Source organism: Pseudomonas sp. W2Aug9 (assembly GCF_023127755.1).
GTDB classification, from domain to species: domain Bacteria; phylum Pseudomonadota; class Gammaproteobacteria; order Pseudomonadales; family Pseudomonadaceae; genus Aquipseudomonas; species Aquipseudomonas synxantha_A.
This window is the reverse complement of the sequence record NZ_SPKL01000036.1, coordinates 34420-50343: the sequence shown is the minus strand read 5'-3', so window position 1 is coordinate 50343 and position 15924 is coordinate 34420. Positions and strand designations below refer to the sequence as shown.

General features: G+C 59.3%; 15 protein-coding genes. 7 read left to right on the top strand and 8 right to left on the bottom strand.

The genetic code is table 11. From position 1 onward, the window contains the following. Window positions 1-25: 25 nt before the first annotated feature. From E3O56_RS23670 to E3O56_RS23660, 3 genes are all read right to left on the bottom strand, one after another. Complete coding sequence (locus tag E3O56_RS23670) at window positions 26-988, bottom strand: L,D-transpeptidase family protein (RefSeq protein WP_078820695.1); 963 nt, start codon at window positions 986-988, stop codon at window positions 26-28. A gap of 78 nt (window positions 989-1066) precedes the next feature. Then, the gene (locus E3O56_RS23665; RefSeq protein WP_003189866.1) at window positions 1067-1360 is read right to left on the bottom strand and encodes a hypothetical protein; all 294 of its coding nucleotides are present in this window, start codon (window positions 1358-1360) and stop codon (window positions 1067-1069) included. Between the two features lie 58 nt (window positions 1361-1418). Next, on the bottom strand, window positions 1419-2024 hold the full coding sequence (locus tag E3O56_RS23660; RefSeq protein WP_032877139.1) for an arylesterase: 606 nt from the start codon (window positions 2022-2024) through the stop codon (window positions 1419-1421). Between the two features lie 10 nt (window positions 2025-2034). Here E3O56_RS23660 and E3O56_RS23655 point away from each other — a divergent pair, with 10 nt between their 5' ends. Together E3O56_RS23655 and E3O56_RS23650 are read left to right on the top strand one after the other, a co-directional pair. After that, window positions 2035-2718, top strand: coding sequence for an ABC transporter ATP-binding protein (locus tag E3O56_RS23655; RefSeq protein WP_005786391.1), 684 nt, complete (start codon window positions 2035-2037; stop codon window positions 2716-2718). Continuing rightward, a complete protein-coding gene (locus tag E3O56_RS23650; protein WP_032877140.1) occupies window positions 2718-5228 on the top strand; it encodes an ABC transporter permease in 2511 nt (836 codons plus the stop codon). The genes E3O56_RS23655 and E3O56_RS23650 overlap by 1 nt, the downstream gene beginning before the upstream one ends. A 38-nt stretch (window positions 5229-5266) precedes the next feature. Here E3O56_RS23650 and greB read toward each other — a convergent pair whose 3' ends face one another. Next, window positions 5267-5746 carry a transcription elongation factor GreB gene (gene greB, locus E3O56_RS23645; RefSeq protein WP_103735053.1) on the bottom strand — a complete coding sequence of 160 codons (480 nt, stop codon included), beginning with the start codon at window positions 5744-5746 and terminating at the stop codon, window positions 5267-5269. A 112-nt stretch (window positions 5747-5858) separates the two neighbouring features. Beyond that, window positions 5859-6857 (bottom strand): hypothetical protein, encoded by a 999-nt coding sequence (locus E3O56_RS23640; protein WP_032877141.1) that lies wholly within the window; start codon window positions 6855-6857, stop codon window positions 5859-5861. Between the two features lie 238 nt (window positions 6858-7095). Here E3O56_RS23640 and E3O56_RS23635 point away from each other — a divergent pair, with 238 nt between their 5' ends. From E3O56_RS23635 to E3O56_RS23625, 3 genes are read left to right on the top strand one after another with little or no spacing between them, the layout of a single operon-like run. Continuing rightward, window positions 7096-8022: an ABC transporter ATP-binding protein gene (locus E3O56_RS23635; RefSeq protein WP_032877142.1), complete on the top strand. Its 927-nt coding sequence runs from the start codon at window positions 7096-7098 to the stop codon at window positions 8020-8022. Next, window positions 8019-8744 carry an ABC transporter permease gene (locus E3O56_RS23630; RefSeq protein ID WP_103735052.1) on the top strand — a complete coding sequence of 242 codons (726 nt, stop codon included), beginning with the start codon at window positions 8019-8021 and terminating at the stop codon, window positions 8742-8744. Before E3O56_RS23635 ends, E3O56_RS23630 begins: the two co-directional genes overlap by 4 nt. Window positions 8745-8759: 15 nt before the next feature. Further along, a complete protein-coding gene (locus E3O56_RS23625; RefSeq protein WP_248129090.1) occupies window positions 8760-10502 on the top strand; it encodes a Gldg family protein in 1743 nt (580 codons plus the stop codon). Window positions 10503-10506: 4 nt separating this feature from the next. On the opposite strand, the gene E3O56_RS23620 is transcribed toward E3O56_RS23625, so the two are convergent. From E3O56_RS23620 to E3O56_RS23610, 3 genes are all read right to left on the bottom strand, one after another. Next, complete coding sequence (locus tag E3O56_RS23620; protein ID WP_248129089.1) at window positions 10507-10815, bottom strand: class I SAM-dependent methyltransferase; 309 nt, start codon at window positions 10813-10815, stop codon at window positions 10507-10509. A 259-nt stretch (window positions 10816-11074) separates the two neighbouring features. Continuing rightward, window positions 11075-11509: a DoxX family protein gene (locus tag E3O56_RS23615; RefSeq protein WP_032877146.1), complete on the bottom strand. Its 435-nt coding sequence runs from the start codon at window positions 11507-11509 to the stop codon at window positions 11075-11077. A 104-nt stretch (window positions 11510-11613) separates the two neighbouring features. Further along, a complete protein-coding gene (locus tag E3O56_RS23610) occupies window positions 11614-13035 on the bottom strand; it encodes a transglycosylase SLT domain-containing protein (RefSeq protein ID WP_148852301.1) in 1422 nt (473 codons plus the stop codon). A 236-nt stretch (window positions 13036-13271) separates the two neighbouring features. Here E3O56_RS23610 and E3O56_RS23605 point away from each other — a divergent pair, with 236 nt between their 5' ends. Next, window positions 13272-14078 carry a TatD family hydrolase gene (locus tag E3O56_RS23605; protein WP_032877148.1) on the top strand — a complete coding sequence of 269 codons (807 nt, stop codon included), beginning with the start codon at window positions 13272-13274 and terminating at the stop codon, window positions 14076-14078. A gap of 96 nt (window positions 14079-14174) precedes the next feature. After that, complete coding sequence (locus E3O56_RS23600) at window positions 14175-15656, top strand: methyl-accepting chemotaxis protein (protein ID WP_032877149.1); 1482 nt, start codon at window positions 14175-14177, stop codon at window positions 15654-15656. Window positions 15657-15924: the final 268 nt, after the last annotated feature.

The window sequence follows — 15924 nt, the reverse complement described above, 5'->3', positions numbered from 1 at the left end:
TTTTTTTGCCTCGCGCTTGACGCGCCTACAGGTCGGCCGGCGTGCTGGAGGCCACCGGCGCCGCGCCCGGCACGCCAATCTCGGTCGGCAAACCATCCTCGGCCGCGACCACATCACGCACCTGGTCCCAGTTCACGCGCAGGTTGTTGGACAGGTCTTCACGCTTGAGCAACGCGTTGATGACCGCCGTGTGCTTGTCGACCACCGAAGGCGTGCCGTCATCGTTCAACGGGGTATGAGCTTCAAGGTAGACCTTGCCACCACTGCTGCCGAACTTGTAGGCGTCGTTGATAATGCGTACCGAGGTGCCCACCGGCACCATGCCGGCCATTTCCAGTACGTTGTTATTGAACATGCGGAAACAGCCGTGGCTGGTACGCGTGCCGATACCAAATTTCATGTTGGAGCCATGGATCAGGTAACCCGGCGTGCCCAGCGTGAACTTGAACGGCCCCAGCGGGTTATCCGGACCGGCAGGCACCACGTTGGGCAGCGGGTCACCGTTGGCGGCGTGCTCGGCCTTGATCGAGGCCGGTGGCGTCCAGGTCGGGTTCGGCGTTTTGGCGATGATACTGGTGTGGGCGATCGGCGAGCCCCAGCCTTCACGGCCGATGCCCAGCGGGAAGGTGTAGACGACGTCCTGGCCCTTTGGATAGTAGTAGAGCCGGTACTCGGCCAAATTGATCACAATGCCTTCCCGTGGCCCCGGCGGCAGGATAAAACGTGTCGGCAGCACAATATCGGTGCCCGCGCCCGGCAGCCAGGCATCGACGCCGGGGTTGGCCGCAACCATTTCCGAGTAGCCCAGGTCGTACGTGGTGCCCAGGTCGGCAAAGGTATCTTCGTACTTGGCCTTGATGACCTGGACCTGACCGACAATGTCCTCGCCTGGCGGCGGCAGGGGCAACTGCAAGGCTGCCGCCGAACCGGCCGCACAAAGCGCAGCGAGAGACAGGCAGCAGGTGACGACGGAAAGGCGCGACAACATCCGGAAAATCCTTCGCAAGACGACGGGTAGGGAAAAATTGATTGTATACGGCTTCGCAGCGCCAGGCTTCAAGCTGTTTTATAGCTCGAACCGCAGCTCCGGCCAGATCGGCGGCGTGCCGCGCTTTTGCGATTCCAGAATCGCCCGGCACAACGGGCACAGGCGCTGATCCTGGAAGATCGAGCGATTCACCGACGACCAGCGTGGCTGCGCCGGCAATAAAGTGCCACAGAGCGTGCGGTCGATCGAGCCGCCCAACTCCAATTGACGCGCCACCAGATGCACCCGAACTTCCTGACAGGCGAACAGATCCAGCTGCTCGTCCGGCTCGATCAGTTGGTAGTTAAACAGGGACCAGGCAGGGCGCGACATCGAGGGCTCCAAATCAGGGGGGCGCCACCTTAGCCGAAAGCCTGCCGGTAGAAAAGCGTCATAACAGCGGTTTTAGCGCCGGCCAGACATTTTCCAGCAACTTGCCTTGGGCCGCGACCGCCGGGTGCAATTGATCAGCCTGCATCAGCTCTGGATGACCGCCCACCCCCTCAAGGAAAAACGGCACCAGGGGAATGTCATTTTCCTTGGCCAACTCACCATAGACTTGTGCAAATGCGGTGGTGTATCGAGGCCCGTAATTGGGTGGCAACTGCATACCCAGCAGCAGCACCTTGGCACCGCCAGCCTTGGACTGGTCAATCATCGACGCAAGATTTTGTTTCAATTGCGCCGGCGGCTGCCCGCGCAAGCCATCATTGCCCCCAAGTTCGATAACCACTACGTCAGGCTTATGCTCTGCAAGCGCCGCAGGCAGGCGTGCGAGGCCACCCGCACTGGTGTCGCCACTGAGGGATGCGTTGACCACTTTGTCGTCAAAACCCTCCTGCTTGAGCCGTTGCTCCAGCAGCGCAACCCACCCTTTGCGGGTATCCAGGCCGAAACCGGCACTGATACTATCGCCAACGATCAGGACTGTACCCGCCGCTGCGTTCTGGGCCATGCACATCAAGGCCAGGCCAGCACTCAAAAACCACATTCGCATCGGATTCTCCATGGGCGCAAGCATTCTCACCGCGCGAAACCTTAGCAAAGTGGTTCCCAGCGCGGAAGGTGAACTGACTATCCTGCACGAACTGAGCCTGGAACTGAACAAGGGCGATAGCCTGGCTATCGTCGGCAGCTCCGGTTCCGGTAAATCCACCCTGCTGGGCCTGCTGGCCGGCCTCGACCTGCCCAGCAGCGGCGAAGTCACTCTGGCGGGGCAAGCCTTGAGCACGCTTGACGAAGACCAGCGTGCACGCATCCGTGCCGAACATGTGGGTTTCGTCTTTCAATCCTTCCAACTGCTCGACAGCCTCAACGCACTGGAAAACGTGATGCTGCCGCTGGAGCTGGACGGCCGCAAGGACGCCCGCGAGCGTGCCCGGCATCTGTTGGAACGTGTGGGTCTGGGCCAGCGCCTGACCCACTCGCCGCGCCAACTGTCCGGTGGCGAGCAGCAACGGGTCGCCATTGCCCGCGCGTTTGCCGCCGAACCGGACGTGCTGTTTGCCGACGAACCCACCGGCAACCTCGACAGCCATACCGGCGAGCGCATCAGCGACCTGCTGTTCGAGCTCAATAAAGAGAGCGGCACGACCCTGGTACTGGTCACCCATGACGAGCGCCTGGCCCACCGTTGCCGACGCCTGATCCGCCTTGAAGCCGGCCTGATGGTCGCGCCCCTGGAGCCTTGATGGCACGTTTGCCGCTGTTGCGCCTGTTCAGCCTTGCCATGCGCCAGTTACTGCGCGACGCCCGCGCAGGTGAACTGCGCGTGCTGTTCTTTGCCCTGCTGGTGGCCGTGGCGGCCAGCACCGCCATCGGCTACTTCGGCGCGCGCCTCAACGGCGCCATGCTGTTGCGTGCCACCGAGTTCCTCGGCGCCGACCTGGTGCTCGAAGGCAGCTCACCTGCCCGCCCCGAGCAAATCAGGTCCGGGGCCGAACTGGGCCTGGATCACGCCCGCATCGTGGAGTTCTCCAGCGTTATCGCCACGGACAATGGCATTCAGCTTTCCAGTATCAAGGCCGTCAACGAGCAGTACCCCTTGCGCGGCGAGTTGAAAAGCAGCGCCGAGCCCTTCGGTACGCAAACGCAGGGCGGCGGCCCCAAACCCGGTGAAGCCTGGGTGGAAGCAAGGCTGCTGACCGCGCTGGACCTGAAAGTCGGCGACAGCATCGATGTCGGCATGAAGACCCTGCGCCTGGCGCGTATCCTGACGTATGAGCCCGACCGGGCCGGCAACTTCTACAGCCTCACGCCCAGGGTGATGATCAACCTGACCGACTTGGACGCCACCGGAGTAGTCCAGCCAGGTAGCCGTGTGAGTTACCGCGAACTGTGGCGCGCCCCGCAAGGCAGCACGGCGCTGCAAACCTATCGCGACTTGATCAAGCCTGGCCTTGCCGCCAACCAGCGACTGCAGGACTCGCGCGATGGCAACCAGCAGATCGGCGGCGCCCTGGGCAAGGCCGAGCGCTACCTGAACATGGCCAGCCTGGTGGCCGTGCTGCTGGCCGGCGTAGCCGTGGCACTGTCGGCCAACCGATTCGCCAGTCGTCGTTTCGATGCCAGCGCGTTGTTGCGCTGCCTGGGATTGTCACGACGTGAAGCCATGTTGCTGTTCAGCCTGCAACTGAGCGTACTGGGCTTGCTGGCAAGCCTGGTCGGCGCCCTGCTCGGCTGGCTGGCGCAATTTGGTTTGTTCTATTTCCTCCACGACCTGCTGCCCGCCGATGTGCCGCCGGGCGGATTGCTGCCGGCCGTCGCGGGGATCGGCACCGGGCTGGTCGCCCTCGCAGGCTTCGCCCTCCCACCACTGGCGGCACTGGGGCGCGTACCGCCGCTGCGGGTATTGCGCCGCGATTTGCTGCCCATCCCCTCAAGCACCTGGATGGTCTACGGCGCGGCGCTGTTTGCCTTGGGCCTGATCATGTGGCGCCTGAGCCTGGACCTGGTATTGACCTTCGCTCTGCTGGGCGGCGGCGTGGTCGCGGCATTGATCCTTGGCGGCTTGTTGCTGCTGATGTTGCAAAGCCTGCGACGCCTATTGGCTCGCGCCTCCTTGCCCTGGCGCCTGGGCCTGGGCCAATTGCTGCGCCACCCGCTGGCGGCGGCAGGCCAATCCCTGGCCTTTGGCCTGATTCTGCTGTCCATGGGATTGATCGCACTGTTGCGGGGCGAATTGCTCGACACCTGGCAAAATCAACTGCCCAAAGACGCGCCCAACTACTTCGCATTGAATATCCTGCCGGCCGACAAGGACACCTTTGGCGCCCGCCTGCTGGAAGTACAGGCGCAAGCGGCACCGTTGTATCCGGTAGTGCCGGGGCGATTGATCAGCATCAACGGCGAACCCGTGCAAGAGATTGTCAGCAAGGACTCCAGTGGCGACCGTGCGATTCAACGCGATCTGAGCCTGACCTGGGCTGCCGATTTACCTCCGGGTAACGCCCTGACGGCAGGCGCCTGGTGGTCGGCGCAACCAAGCGATGAGATTCCTGGCGTGTCGGTGGAAGCCAAGGTGGCCGAGAGCCTGAAACTCAAGCTCAACGACCATTTGCTGTTCACCATCGGCGGGGAAAACCGCGAGGCACGGGTCACCAGCCTGCGGACCATCAACTGGGATAATTTCCAGCCTAACTTCTTCATGATCTTCCAGCCCGGCACCTTGAAAGACTTACCCGCGACCTACCTGACCAGTTTCTACCTGGCACCCGGTCACGACCAACAGATCGTCGATCTTGCACGGGCCTTCCCGGCTGTCACTATCCTGCAGGTCGAAGCGTTGCTGGAGCAGTTGCGCAGCATCCTTGCCCAAGTGACACTGGCGGTGGAGTACGTGCTGTTGTTTGTGTTGGCGGCGGGCATGGCGGTGTTGTTCTCCGGCTTGCAGGCCACTCTGGACGAACGCATCCGCCAGGGAGCCTTGCTGCGAGCCCTGGGTGCCGAGCGCAAATTGCTGATCAAGGCGCGACGCATCGAGTTCGGCCTGCTGGGTGCCGTCAGTGGCCTGCTGGCGGCATTGGGCACCGAACTGGTGACGTGGGTGCTGTACCGCTACGCCTTTGACCTGGCGTGGCACCCCCACCCGTGGCTGCTACTGCTACCCGTGATCGGGGCCGTGCTGATCGGCGCTGCCGGGGTATTCGGCACGCGTCGCGCACTGAATGCCAGCCCGCTGACCGTATTGCGCGAAGGCTGAGACCTGGCTGGCCCGTGCTCGGTTCAGAGCACGGGCCATTATGCCTGCTTCACATATTCAATCCTGGTGATCCACCAGCACACCTCGCCGCCTGGGGTGTGCACGATTGCCTCATCGTCCACCTCCTTGCGCAGCAGAGCCCGTGCCATGGGCGAGTCGATGGAGATGTAATCCATTCGGTCATAAATCTCGTCATAACCCACGATACGAAAACGCTTGGTGTCACCCTGTTCGTTTTCGATTTCGACCCATGCGCCGAAAAACACCTTGCCCTCCTGCTCGGGCATGTATTCCACCACGCGCATATCTTCCAGGCGTTTACGCAGGTAGCGCACCCGCCGGTCAATCTCCCGCAACAGTTTCTTGTTGTACTGGTAGTCCGCGTTTTCACTGCGATCGCCCAGGGAGGCCGCCCAAGTCACTTTGCGCGTGGTGTCCGGACGCTTTTCCCGCCACAGGTAATCCAACTCTTTTTTAAGCGCTTCATGGCCTTCTTTGGTAATCAGCTTGGTACTCAAACGCTTGCATCCCCAGGCAGTGTCCAATGGTGCCAAATACGCCAGGCATCATGCCCAGGCGTTGGCTGGCTGGGGGTGATGATAAATGAACCTGGGCGGCGAGCCCATCGGCTTATCCCTGGCCATCCAGGACCTGATCCAGGCCAAAGAGCGTCCCGTGCAGATGCTGGCGCACTCCTGACAGCTGCGACATCATCATCGCCAGCTTTTCCGCCTTTTGGTTGACCTCTGATTGCTGATCCTGCAATTGAGTATGACGCTGCTCCAGCTCTCGGTGTTTTTCGTCCAATAGGCTTTGCTGCTCTTGCAGCCGCATCTGCCACTGCTCAAGTTGCTCTTCCTTTTCGAGGACAGCGCGTTTTTTTTGCGTCAGCTCCTGAGCGACCTTGGCGAGATTGCTCAGGGTGCTATCCATCTCAAGCAAAGACTCTTGCTCCAGCGGCGCAGGCTCCTCAAACGGTGGGACTTCAGGCTGTTCAACCTGAAAAGGCACCTTAACTGCCTCAGCGGGCGCCTGCGGCATCTGCACAAACGATGGCACCGGTTCTTCCACGATATCTTCAACCACAGGCTGTGGCGCAATCCTGGGTGGGGTTGGGTTGCGTGGCGGTGCAACCATTTGCGATGAGAAGCGGATCGACGGCACGATCACCGTACTACTTTCGATGGCAGGCAACGCAGGGGCTGACATGCCCAAGGTAATCACCTTCATCACCAATGCTTTCTTGATGATCACCGAGTGGTGATCCTCGGGTCGGGCAGGCGGCAACCTGCACCCCTTCAGGTCAATGAAATGGAACGGAACCTGGGGCTCGGCAGCCGGAATCGCCTTGGAGCCAGGTGCAGCCGCCTGCGTCAGAACCTGCTTGAAGACCTGCATCGCCACCTGCAAATCCTCCTTCGAATCAACGCCGCCCAGGAAGTAGCGTTCAAGCTTTTTACGCAGAACCGCGATGTAGACCCTGGAATGACCAGGTTCGGCTTCTTCATCGAGGCTATACACAAGAAAGTTCGACGCCGTTTGGGCGACAGCAAACCCACAGAGCAACGCACCGTTTACAGGTGCCTGCGCATCGCTGCGCTCAAGAACAAGAGTACGTAGAAGCATCATGGCGATCAGGCCTCGTTACAAAAGAGAAAACCTTATATAAACATCAGATAAACATCCGAACATTAATAAGCCCTCCAAACAAAACAATTGTTTCAGCGAATTATCGAGCCGAACGTAGGATTCTTCTTATAAGTCGCGCCGTGCGTTCCCAACCACAACTAATGAACGTACTCTTTTTAAGGCCCTTCCCTATACAGCGCCGCTTCGCACACGCCCCGAACACTTATTCGGTAACGACATGATCGAGATAAGCAACTTAACAAAACAGCTGGGCAGAACAAGCGCAATTACCAACATCTCCTTCAGTGCGCAGCATCAGGAATGCGTGGGCCTGCTGGGAGAAAGTGGCGCAGGGAAAACGACCTTATTGAACTTGATCGCCGGTACGATCAAACCGACTTCTGGGCAAATCAATATTCTGGGGTTCAATACCCAAACTCATTCACTTCAAGCCAAAAAAGCCATTGGCTATCAACTTCAAGGCGGACTCACCCACCATAGAATGTCCGTCAAAAACATGCTTAATTTTATTGCGGCCATTCGTGGTTTGAGGGGCCTGGAAAAGCGCAGCCAGGTAGAGCAGGTAGCCGCACGGCTGGACCTGATGCCCGTGCTCGACTGCCCCGCCGACATACTGCCCCCTGATTTGAAGCGCAGGGTTGCATTGGCCCAGGCTTTAGTCCACTCCCCAAGCCTGCTCCTGCTCGATGAACCCACGCAAGGGCTATGCCCTGATCAACGGCTCAAGTTCAGCGCACTCATCAAGTCCCTGACCGAGGACATGACGGTCATTATCGCCTCCCGCCACTACCACGAACTGACGGACATGTGCACCCGTGCCCTGGTCATCGCCGGTGGCCGCCTGGCCGCCGATGCTTCGCTGGCGGATCTGCAGCGCAGTTCCCGGCATTTCCAGGCGGTGACCCTGGCATCAGACAGCCCCTTGGATTTACTCGCACTTGCCGTATTACCCGGTGTCGCGGGCATCGAGGAGGACCGACATGCACAGGGCAAGGTGACTGTCCTGGCCATGCCCGGGCACTCCATCTTCCCCTCGATTAACGCGCTTATCGCACATCGCGGCTGGAACATAACGTCTTTGAGCCTGGAGCCGGGTCGCCTGGGCGATGTCGTTCACCATCTGAGCCAGGAGATACCTGCTTGAGACTGCTACCTGTTATTTTCAAGCGTCAACTCGCCAGTTATGCCTGCTCACCAAGCACTTACCTGAGTGTGGCGGTTTTCCTCGTGCTGTGTGCGACATTGGGATTGGACACCCAGCAATGGATGGAGCGAAACAGCAGCGATTTGCAGGCTTTCTTCGAACTGCACCCCTGGCTTTATCTATTGTTGGTCCCCATTTTATCGACGCAGTTGTGGTCGGATGAATACAACAGCAGCTTTTGCGACACGCTGAAATCCTTGCCTGTCACCGCCACTGAACAGGTGGTCGGAAAATTCATGGCAGCCTGGACCGTCTGCGCCATTGCCTTAATGTTTAATTTCCCTTTGGTGATCGCGGTCAACTATTTGGGCACACCGGATAATGCCGTTATCGCGTCACAATTCCTGGCCAGTTGGTTGTTGGCCGGAAGTTATCTCTCGGTGGGCTGCTTCATCTGTGTACTTGCCAAGCAACGCATCATTATTTTCCTGCTCACACTGGGCTTATTGCTGATTGCCAGCGCGCTTTCCTCAATGCTGGATGCACTTGATAGCCAGACACCCATTTGGATTATCGACAGCCTGATGTCCCTTGACCCTATTGCTCGCTTTAGCACGATGGATAACGGCAAACTGACACTGCATGACGGCTTTTACTTTATAAGTATGATCCTGGCTTTTCTCTTTGCGACGACCATCACACTCAACTACAAGAACAGCTGAGAAGGAAAGCCACTGATGGGATCCGCTCTTCGTGCGGGTATGACCTTACTTGTCATATCGCTACTGTTTCTGGCCTTCAATCTGGTCTGGGTACCGAAACTACCCAATATCCGCTGGGACTTTTCACACACACAAATCCATACCTTATCGTCATCAACGCGCCAACTGCTGACAACACTTGAAACCCCACTGGACCTGTATTACTTCAATGCTATCAATGCCCCTCAACGGAGCCAGGCAGTGAGTCGTTACGGCCGTCGCGTTGAAGACATGCTCAAGGAAGTCGAAAAAGCGGCCAACGGCATGATCAATCTACATGTCATCAACCCAACGCCTTTTTCAGAAGACGCTTACAAAGCCGGTTTGTTTGGCCTGGATGACACGCAAGGATTCCTAGGCCTTATTGGCACCCGTGCCGGCCATAGCGCGCAACGCATTGACCTGTTCAATCCCGAGCATGAGTCATTGCTTGAATATGAAATCAGCCACCTGCTCCACAAACTCATGCACCCTGAACGTCCCACTATCGGCCTGCTGTCGGGACTGGCGCTACATGAACCTGCCGGCGAACTACTGGAACAGATGCGCGAACAATTCAACGTGGTGGAACTGGCATCGACCATCGCTCAAGTGCCGTCATCGATAAGTACATTGATGGTCGTACAGCCCGGTGCCCTGCCCGAGCAGGCTCTGTATGCCATTGAGCAAGCGGTAATGAGAGGCGCAACGCTGATGGCCTTTATCGACCCGGTGAGCGAGATAGCTGCGCAAGCCATAACGACCAACGCCAGGCTGGATTCGCTGCTCACTGCATGGGGTATACAAATGCCTGCGGACAAGCTGTTGGTCGATAATATTTACGCCTCATCGGCTACGCCCGGCCCCGGAATGCCAAAGGTACTGCACCCAGCCAGGCTGGAACTTCCACGGCAGGCAATGAACCCGACAGACCTGAGCACCTGGAACCTGGATGCCGTGACCGTGTCCAGCAGCGGCGCCCTCTCCCTGTCCAACAAAAATCGTACGCTGCTGACCCCCTTGCTACAGAGCTCCCGGCAGTCCGCACTGCTGGATGCAGGGCGCTTTGCTTCTGCGACCACGTTCGACTCACTCATCGATGAAACCGCCACGACAGGAGAGCGCCACGTGATTGCCGCCCGTGTCGAGGGCCCCGCTTATTCGGTATTTCCCGACGGCCTCAAGGGCCAGCCACCGGGGATGCAACACGCCGAGCAGATCCAGGTGGTGGTCGTGGCCGACACTGACGTGCTCGCGGACGCTGTCAGCAACGCTCAGCCCAACGGTAATGCGCAATTTGTATTGAATACCCTGGATAACCTGGCAGTTCCGGAGATACTCAGGCGCATCCGACCGCGCGTCATCACCCAGCCACTGCACAGGCTCGAACACATGCGCGAAGAAGCCGCACAGGCTTATCGCAAAAGTGCGGTTGAACTGGAGCGACGACAAGAGCTCACAGAGCAAGCATGGCAAAGGCTGAATCCAGGGCACGCAAGCCTGGTCACACAGGCCGTGGATACCAACACCCAGTTGCAGGCACTCAACAAGGAACGCCTGCAATTGCCCATCGAGTTGCATGCACTCAAAGCCCAGGCATACGCGCCCTTGCAGCGTTTCGAGCGATACCTTAAAGGGCTGATGATCGCCACGATGCCGTTACTGTTATGCCTGATTGCCTGGGGACTTTCCCTCCACCAACGTCGACGCCGATCAGCCGCGCCAGCGGTCTATGACTGACGGCTCAACGCCGCGCAATCAACCCCTGGCGGGCAATACGCGTCAGTTGGTGAATCACTTCATGGGCGTCGCCGGCATTGGGCGCCTGGATCACTGCAAGGTCGAAACTATTGCTGGCAAAACGAGCCAGGGATTCGCCGTCCTCGACAAACTGGATCAGGAACGCCGAGGGCCGACCGCTACGGCGTGGCCAGCCGTCCAGATAACGCAGGAGCGTCGGCTGGTGTTTACCACCCAGGAGGATTTTTGGATTGCGTTGAGTCAGGTCCGCGGTAACCGGGGCCAGGCGTATGAGAGGGCGTGGTGCATTCATCGTGTCGTGTCTCTGCCTCAAAAGTCTGCGGGCAGGTGAGAGGCAACACCGAACCAGCGCTTTAGCGGTATTTCGAAGAGCGCCCTGGGTGAGGATACGGACTTCTGTCGGGCTGCATTGAGTCCCAGTGGCGCCCCGCAATTAGCTGTTTAAATCGGCGCATGAACAGCATCCTAGAGAAGCCGGTGGGGCAGTGTCAAGAATCCCGAGCAACGAAAAGGCCCGCAGATGCGGGCCTTTTCCGGGACATGCAAACAGATCAGTCAGTGATGGCGCGATCAACCGACAGTTTGCCCGCACCTTCGAGCAATACCGCCAGCGCCCCGCCGAGCAAAGCCAAAGCAAATTCATACCCGTTGTTGGCCATGAACAAGCCGTTATGGATATGCACCGAGAAGATCGCAACCAGCGTGAGGAAGGTCAGGCCCAATGCTGCCGGGCGAGCGAGCAAACCAATGATCAGGGCCAGGCCGGCGAAAAACTCGGTACCGCCCGACAACACTGCCATCAGGGTACCCGGCGTCAGGCCGAGGCTTTCCATGAATTGGGCAGTACCCGCCAGGCCGCCGCCGCCAAACCAGCCGAACAGTTTTTGCGAACCGTGAGCGGCAAAGATGATGCCGACGAAGATGCGCAGGATAGTCAGGCCGTAACCGGCGCGGGTGGACAAGACGCGTGTAATCATTGGGCTCATTTAAATAAATCCTTTTCCAGGTAGGGGTTGGTTGGCCGCTATATTAATCAGTTTAAACAATGACAAAAGCGCAAATATTGCCTAATTAATATCGATAAATTTGATTATTTGCGTAAGGCAATTTTTGCTGCAGGCGGCTCCAGGGACTCTCGCTCCCGGTCGAACGCCAAGTAATACTTGTTGACGCTATTAACATAGCTGACGCCGCCCATCCCCACCTGCTCCATGGCGATGCGTTCAACCTGGAAGAACCATTGATTGGGGTTCAGCCCGCGGCGCCTGGCCTCGGTGCGCATCCCCTGGACCCGCTCCGGGCCCATGTTGTAGGCCGCCAGCACAAAAGCCATGCGCTCGCGCTCGTTGAGCTTGGGGCTGGAGAAAAATTTACGCCGGATCAACGCCAGGTAACGTGCGCCAGCTTGCACATTGCTATCGAGACTCTCGATGTTGTTGACCCCCACCCGTTGCGCCGCCGAAGGCGTGATTTGCATCAGGCCGGTCGGGCCGCCGCTATTGCGTGCGCCTGGGTCCAGGGAGGACTCCTTGAACGCCAACGCCGCCAGGTTCAGCCAGTCCATCCCTTGCTCGCGCGCATGTTTTTGCAGGACCGGGCGCAGTTTTTCCAGACGCTGGCGGTCGGCGCGCGCCAGCGGGTTGCGCACCTGATAGAGGCGTCGGTAGATACGCTGGAACGCCACATCCTGATCGGCAGGGGTTCGATAGGTCTTGAGAAATCGGTCAATGCTGGCGCGCAGCATCGAAGCGTCCTGGCGCACGAACCAGAACTCGTCACCCGGTTCGCTGATTACCACCTGCTTGTCAAAGCGCAGCTTGGGCAGGATTTTCGACCAGCGCTCGGCAATCGGTTTTTCAACGATCGTCAGGTGAAAAATCCCGGCCTGCACCATCTCCAGTACATCCTCTACCGCCAGGCTAGGGTCAACCCACTCCACCTTCACCGGCGCTCGTTTGTGCAGCGCCAGTTTCTGATTGACCTGACTGATGGCATCCGCCGCCGCACTGCCGGTGGTCAGCGTCAACGTGCGACCAGATAATTGCTCCAACTTGGTAAATCGTCGCTCTCCCTTGACGCCGACCAGCCACAACGGCACATCGCTGACAATCGGCTCGCTGGCGCTGATTTTGTGTATGGCCTTCACATCCAGCAACTCGCCGGGCGCCACCAGGTCGCCTTCGCCACGGGCCAACGCGCCGAGTAACTGGTCCTTGGCCTTGGGGATGATCTTGAGGTTGATTTCCTGGCCATCGCGGGCGTGACCGTTGAGGTACTGTTCGAAGGCACGCAACCGATGGTATTCGACGCCGATGGCCTGGCCCTGCACTTCACCGGAGCTGTTGCGGCTCTGGTTGACCAGTACGCGCAGGGTGCGACTGGAACGAATTTGCGCCAGGTCACGCACCTTGCCAGGCTTGGTGACTTCCAACGGCCCGTCCAGACGTGCGACCGCCGCCATGGGCAGCAGTAACGTCAGGCACAACACAAGCATCGCCGAGGGTCGGATCATCCGCTCTCCGGAAAGAATACTGGCCAGCGCCTTCACGAATAACAAAGTGCTGGAGGTCAGAAACAGAGCGCTCTATGCGCTGGCAAGGCGCGCAACGGCGACACAGTGACAGGCAACTGGCCAACCACAATGTCGCTTGCTACGTTCAAAGACAGCGATAACGCGTTGTAGTTCTTGGTTTTTCTTATAAATCTACAGCTCTGATATGCTTTCCGGCCGCAGGCGGAGATAGCACCATGCAACTCATTGATATCGGCGTCAACCTGACCAACCCCAGTTTCGACGAGAGGCACCAGGCTGTCCTCGAACGCGCCTACGCCGCTGGCGTGCAGCAATTGGTGCTCACCGGCACCAGCATCGAGGGCAGTGAACAGGCCCTGGAGCTGTGTGCAAAACTTGATGAAAGCGGCCAGCGCTTGTTCAGTACCGCTGGCATCCACCCTCACTCTGCCAGCGACTGGAACGGCGACAGTGCACAGCGCCTGCGTAGCCTGTTGGGAGAAAGTCGGGTGCGTGCCGTGGGCGAGTGCGGGCTGGATTTCAACCGCGACTTCTCCCCTCGCCCCCAGCAGGAAAAAGTCCTCGAACACCACCTGGCCCTGGCCGTCGAGCTGAAACTGCCGGTGTTTCTCCACGAGCGCGACGCCAACCAGCGCCTGCTGGAGATCCTCAAAGACTACCGCGACCACCTGCCCGCCGCCGTGGTGCACTGCTTCACCGGTGAACAAGCGGCGCTGTTCAGCTACCTGGACCTGGACTTGCATATCGGCATCACCGGCTGGATCTGCGATGAACGCCGTGGGACGCACCTGCATCCGCTGGTCAGGGAAATTCCCAGGGGCCGCCTGATGCTGGAAAGCGACGCGCCGTACCTGCTGCCGCGCACCCTGCGCCCCAAGCCAAAAAACGGTCGCAATGAACCGGCGTACTTGCCCGAAGTCCTGCGCGAAGTGGCCTTGCACCGTCATGAAACCCTCGAAGACCTGGCATTGCACAGCACCGCCTGCGCCCGCCGTTTTTTCGGCTTACCTGATGTGGATTGATGCCGTGCATTGACGCATGTCAAAAACGCTTTTCTGAGTAGCGGCACAATAATGGCACCTTGCCAATACTGTTTCCGCTATCAGAGAAAACCTTCCATGGGTGCCTGGCTTAGCAATATCTCGCTTAAGTACAAATTCTGGGCCGTCAATGCGGTCGCCTTCATTACCACCCTGCTGCTGGTGCTGTACGCGGTACAGCTTGAGCAACAGGCACGCAGCCAGGCATCCCAGGCTTCGGCCCAGGCTCAGGGGCGGTTGCTCAGCGCCTGGCCAGCCGACAAAGCCCTGCCCACCGGCGAGCAATGGCTGGCCTATGCCCAGGGGCAAATCCCACAATTGGGCGACCAGCCTCTTCCAGCCTTGAGTACTGCCAGCGGCTGGGTCGAACTCAATCACATGCCGCTGTTGGGCAAAAACCCACTGATAGGCGCCGAGGTGATCGATCGCGTTGACGGTCAACACGTCGCCGTCCTCGCCTACGCACCCAGCCTTGGCCAAGTGTTCAGCGAGCGCTTCGCCAACTATGCCGTCGCCGTGGCAATCCTGATGCTGGCCATGCTCGGCGCCTCACAACTGTTGATCCGCTTCCTGCTCAGCCAACTCAACACCCTCAAGGACGTGATGCTGCACGTCGAGAAAACCGGCGACCTGTCGGCACGCGTGCCCTTGGCCTGCAAGGACGAAGTCGGCCAGATGGCCAGTGCATTCAACGCCATGCAGGCCGGCTACCAGCGCGTGGTCAACACCGTGGCACGCACCGCCCGGCAACTGGATGACGGCGCCGCACGCCTGGCCAGCAGCATGAACGAGGTGCAGCACGGTATGCTCGGCCAGCAGAGCGAAACCGACCAGGCCGCCACCGCCATCAATGAGATGACCGCCACCGTCCACCATATCGCCCAGCACGCCGGCGCTACCCGCGACCTGTCCCAGACCGCCGACACCCTCGCCGGCAGCGGCCAGGAGGTGGTCATCCGCGTACAGCGTTCAATCGCCGGGCTGTCCAACGGCGTACAACAGACCGCCGAAATGATCCAGAAACTGGCCCAGGACAGCCAACAGATCAACGGCGTGGTCGGGGTGATCCACAGCATCGCCGAACAGACCAACCTGCTCGCCCTCAACGCCGCCATCGAAGCCGCCCGCGCCGGGGAAATGGGCCGAGGTTTCGCGGTGGTTGCCGACGAAGTTCGCAACCTGGCCAAGCGCGTGCAAAGCTCTACCGACGAAATCACCCGCATGGTCTCGGCATTGCAAGCCGGTACTCGCGATGCGGTGGACTTTATGCAGGAAAGCTCATTCAAGGCCGACGACTGCGTACAACAAGCCCAGGAAGCTGGCGCCGCACTGGCGCAAATCACCGGTGCCGTGGCGCAGATGCGCGAAAGCAATACTCAGATCGCCGTCGCCGCCGAACAGCAAAGCCATGTGGCCGAAGAGATGAACCGCGCCGTGGTGAGTATTCGCGATGTCACCGAAAACACTGTACAGCAGACCGTGTCGTCGGCGACCACCAGCAATGAACTGGCGACGTTGGCGGGTGAGTTGAGCAAGGCGATTGGGCAGTTGAAGCTGTAAGACTGTTCCACCTGTAATCCGATTCCTACCACCAAGCCTCGGTTTACCTGAAGTTTAGGCGAAACTTCCTCGCCATCCCCGCGAATAACGCCGACTTCTTTTACCCAAGAACCGCTGCAAAGTCCCTCGCCTGATCAAACAGTGCGAGGGATTGCAGATGGTTGTTTTCGTTAGAGCCCTGGTTGACGGGGCTGGCTCTTGATTCCGGTGATCGCTGGCTTTGTGTTGGCCCCCATGGATCCCAAGGCGCCGGATGTCACTCGCGTTC

What these genes read in the sequence shown, in the direction of transcription:
- E3O56_RS23670 (WP_078820695.1), bottom strand. Translation starts at nt 988, where the DNA reads ATGTTGTCGCGCCTTTCCGTCGTCACCTGCTGCCTGTCTCTCGCTGCG.
- E3O56_RS23665 (WP_003189866.1), bottom strand. Translation starts at nt 1,360, where the DNA reads ATGTCGCGCCCTGCCTGGTCCCTGTTTAACTACCAACTGATCGAGCCG.
- E3O56_RS23660 (WP_032877139.1), bottom strand. Translation starts at nt 2,024, where the DNA reads ATGCGAATGTGGTTTTTGAGTGCTGGCCTGGCCTTGATGTGCATGGCC.
- E3O56_RS23655 (WP_005786391.1), top strand. Translation starts at nt 2,035, where the DNA reads ATGGGCGCAAGCATTCTCACCGCGCGAAACCTTAGCAAAGTGGTTCCC.
- E3O56_RS23650 (WP_032877140.1), top strand. Translation starts at nt 2,718, where the DNA reads ATGGCACGTTTGCCGCTGTTGCGCCTGTTCAGCCTTGCCATGCGCCAG.
- E3O56_RS23640 (WP_032877141.1), bottom strand. Translation starts at nt 6,857, where the DNA reads ATGATGCTTCTACGTACTCTTGTTCTTGAGCGCAGCGATGCGCAGGCA.
- E3O56_RS23635 (WP_032877142.1), top strand. Translation starts at nt 7,096, where the DNA reads ATGATCGAGATAAGCAACTTAACAAAACAGCTGGGCAGAACAAGCGCA.
- E3O56_RS23625 (WP_248129090.1), top strand. Translation starts at nt 8,760, where the DNA reads ATGGGATCCGCTCTTCGTGCGGGTATGACCTTACTTGTCATATCGCTA.
- E3O56_RS23620 (WP_248129089.1), bottom strand. Translation starts at nt 10,815, where the DNA reads ATGAATGCACCACGCCCTCTCATACGCCTGGCCCCGGTTACCGCGGAC.
- E3O56_RS23615 (WP_032877146.1), bottom strand. Translation starts at nt 11,509, where the DNA reads ATGAGCCCAATGATTACACGCGTCTTGTCCACCCGCGCCGGTTACGGC.
- E3O56_RS23610 (WP_148852301.1), bottom strand. Translation starts at nt 13,035, where the DNA reads ATGATCCGACCCTCGGCGATGCTTGTGTTGTGCCTGACGTTACTGCTG.
- E3O56_RS23605 (WP_032877148.1), top strand. Translation starts at nt 13,272, where the DNA reads ATGCAACTCATTGATATCGGCGTCAACCTGACCAACCCCAGTTTCGAC.
- E3O56_RS23600 (WP_032877149.1), top strand. Translation starts at nt 14,175, where the DNA reads ATGGGTGCCTGGCTTAGCAATATCTCGCTTAAGTACAAATTCTGGGCC.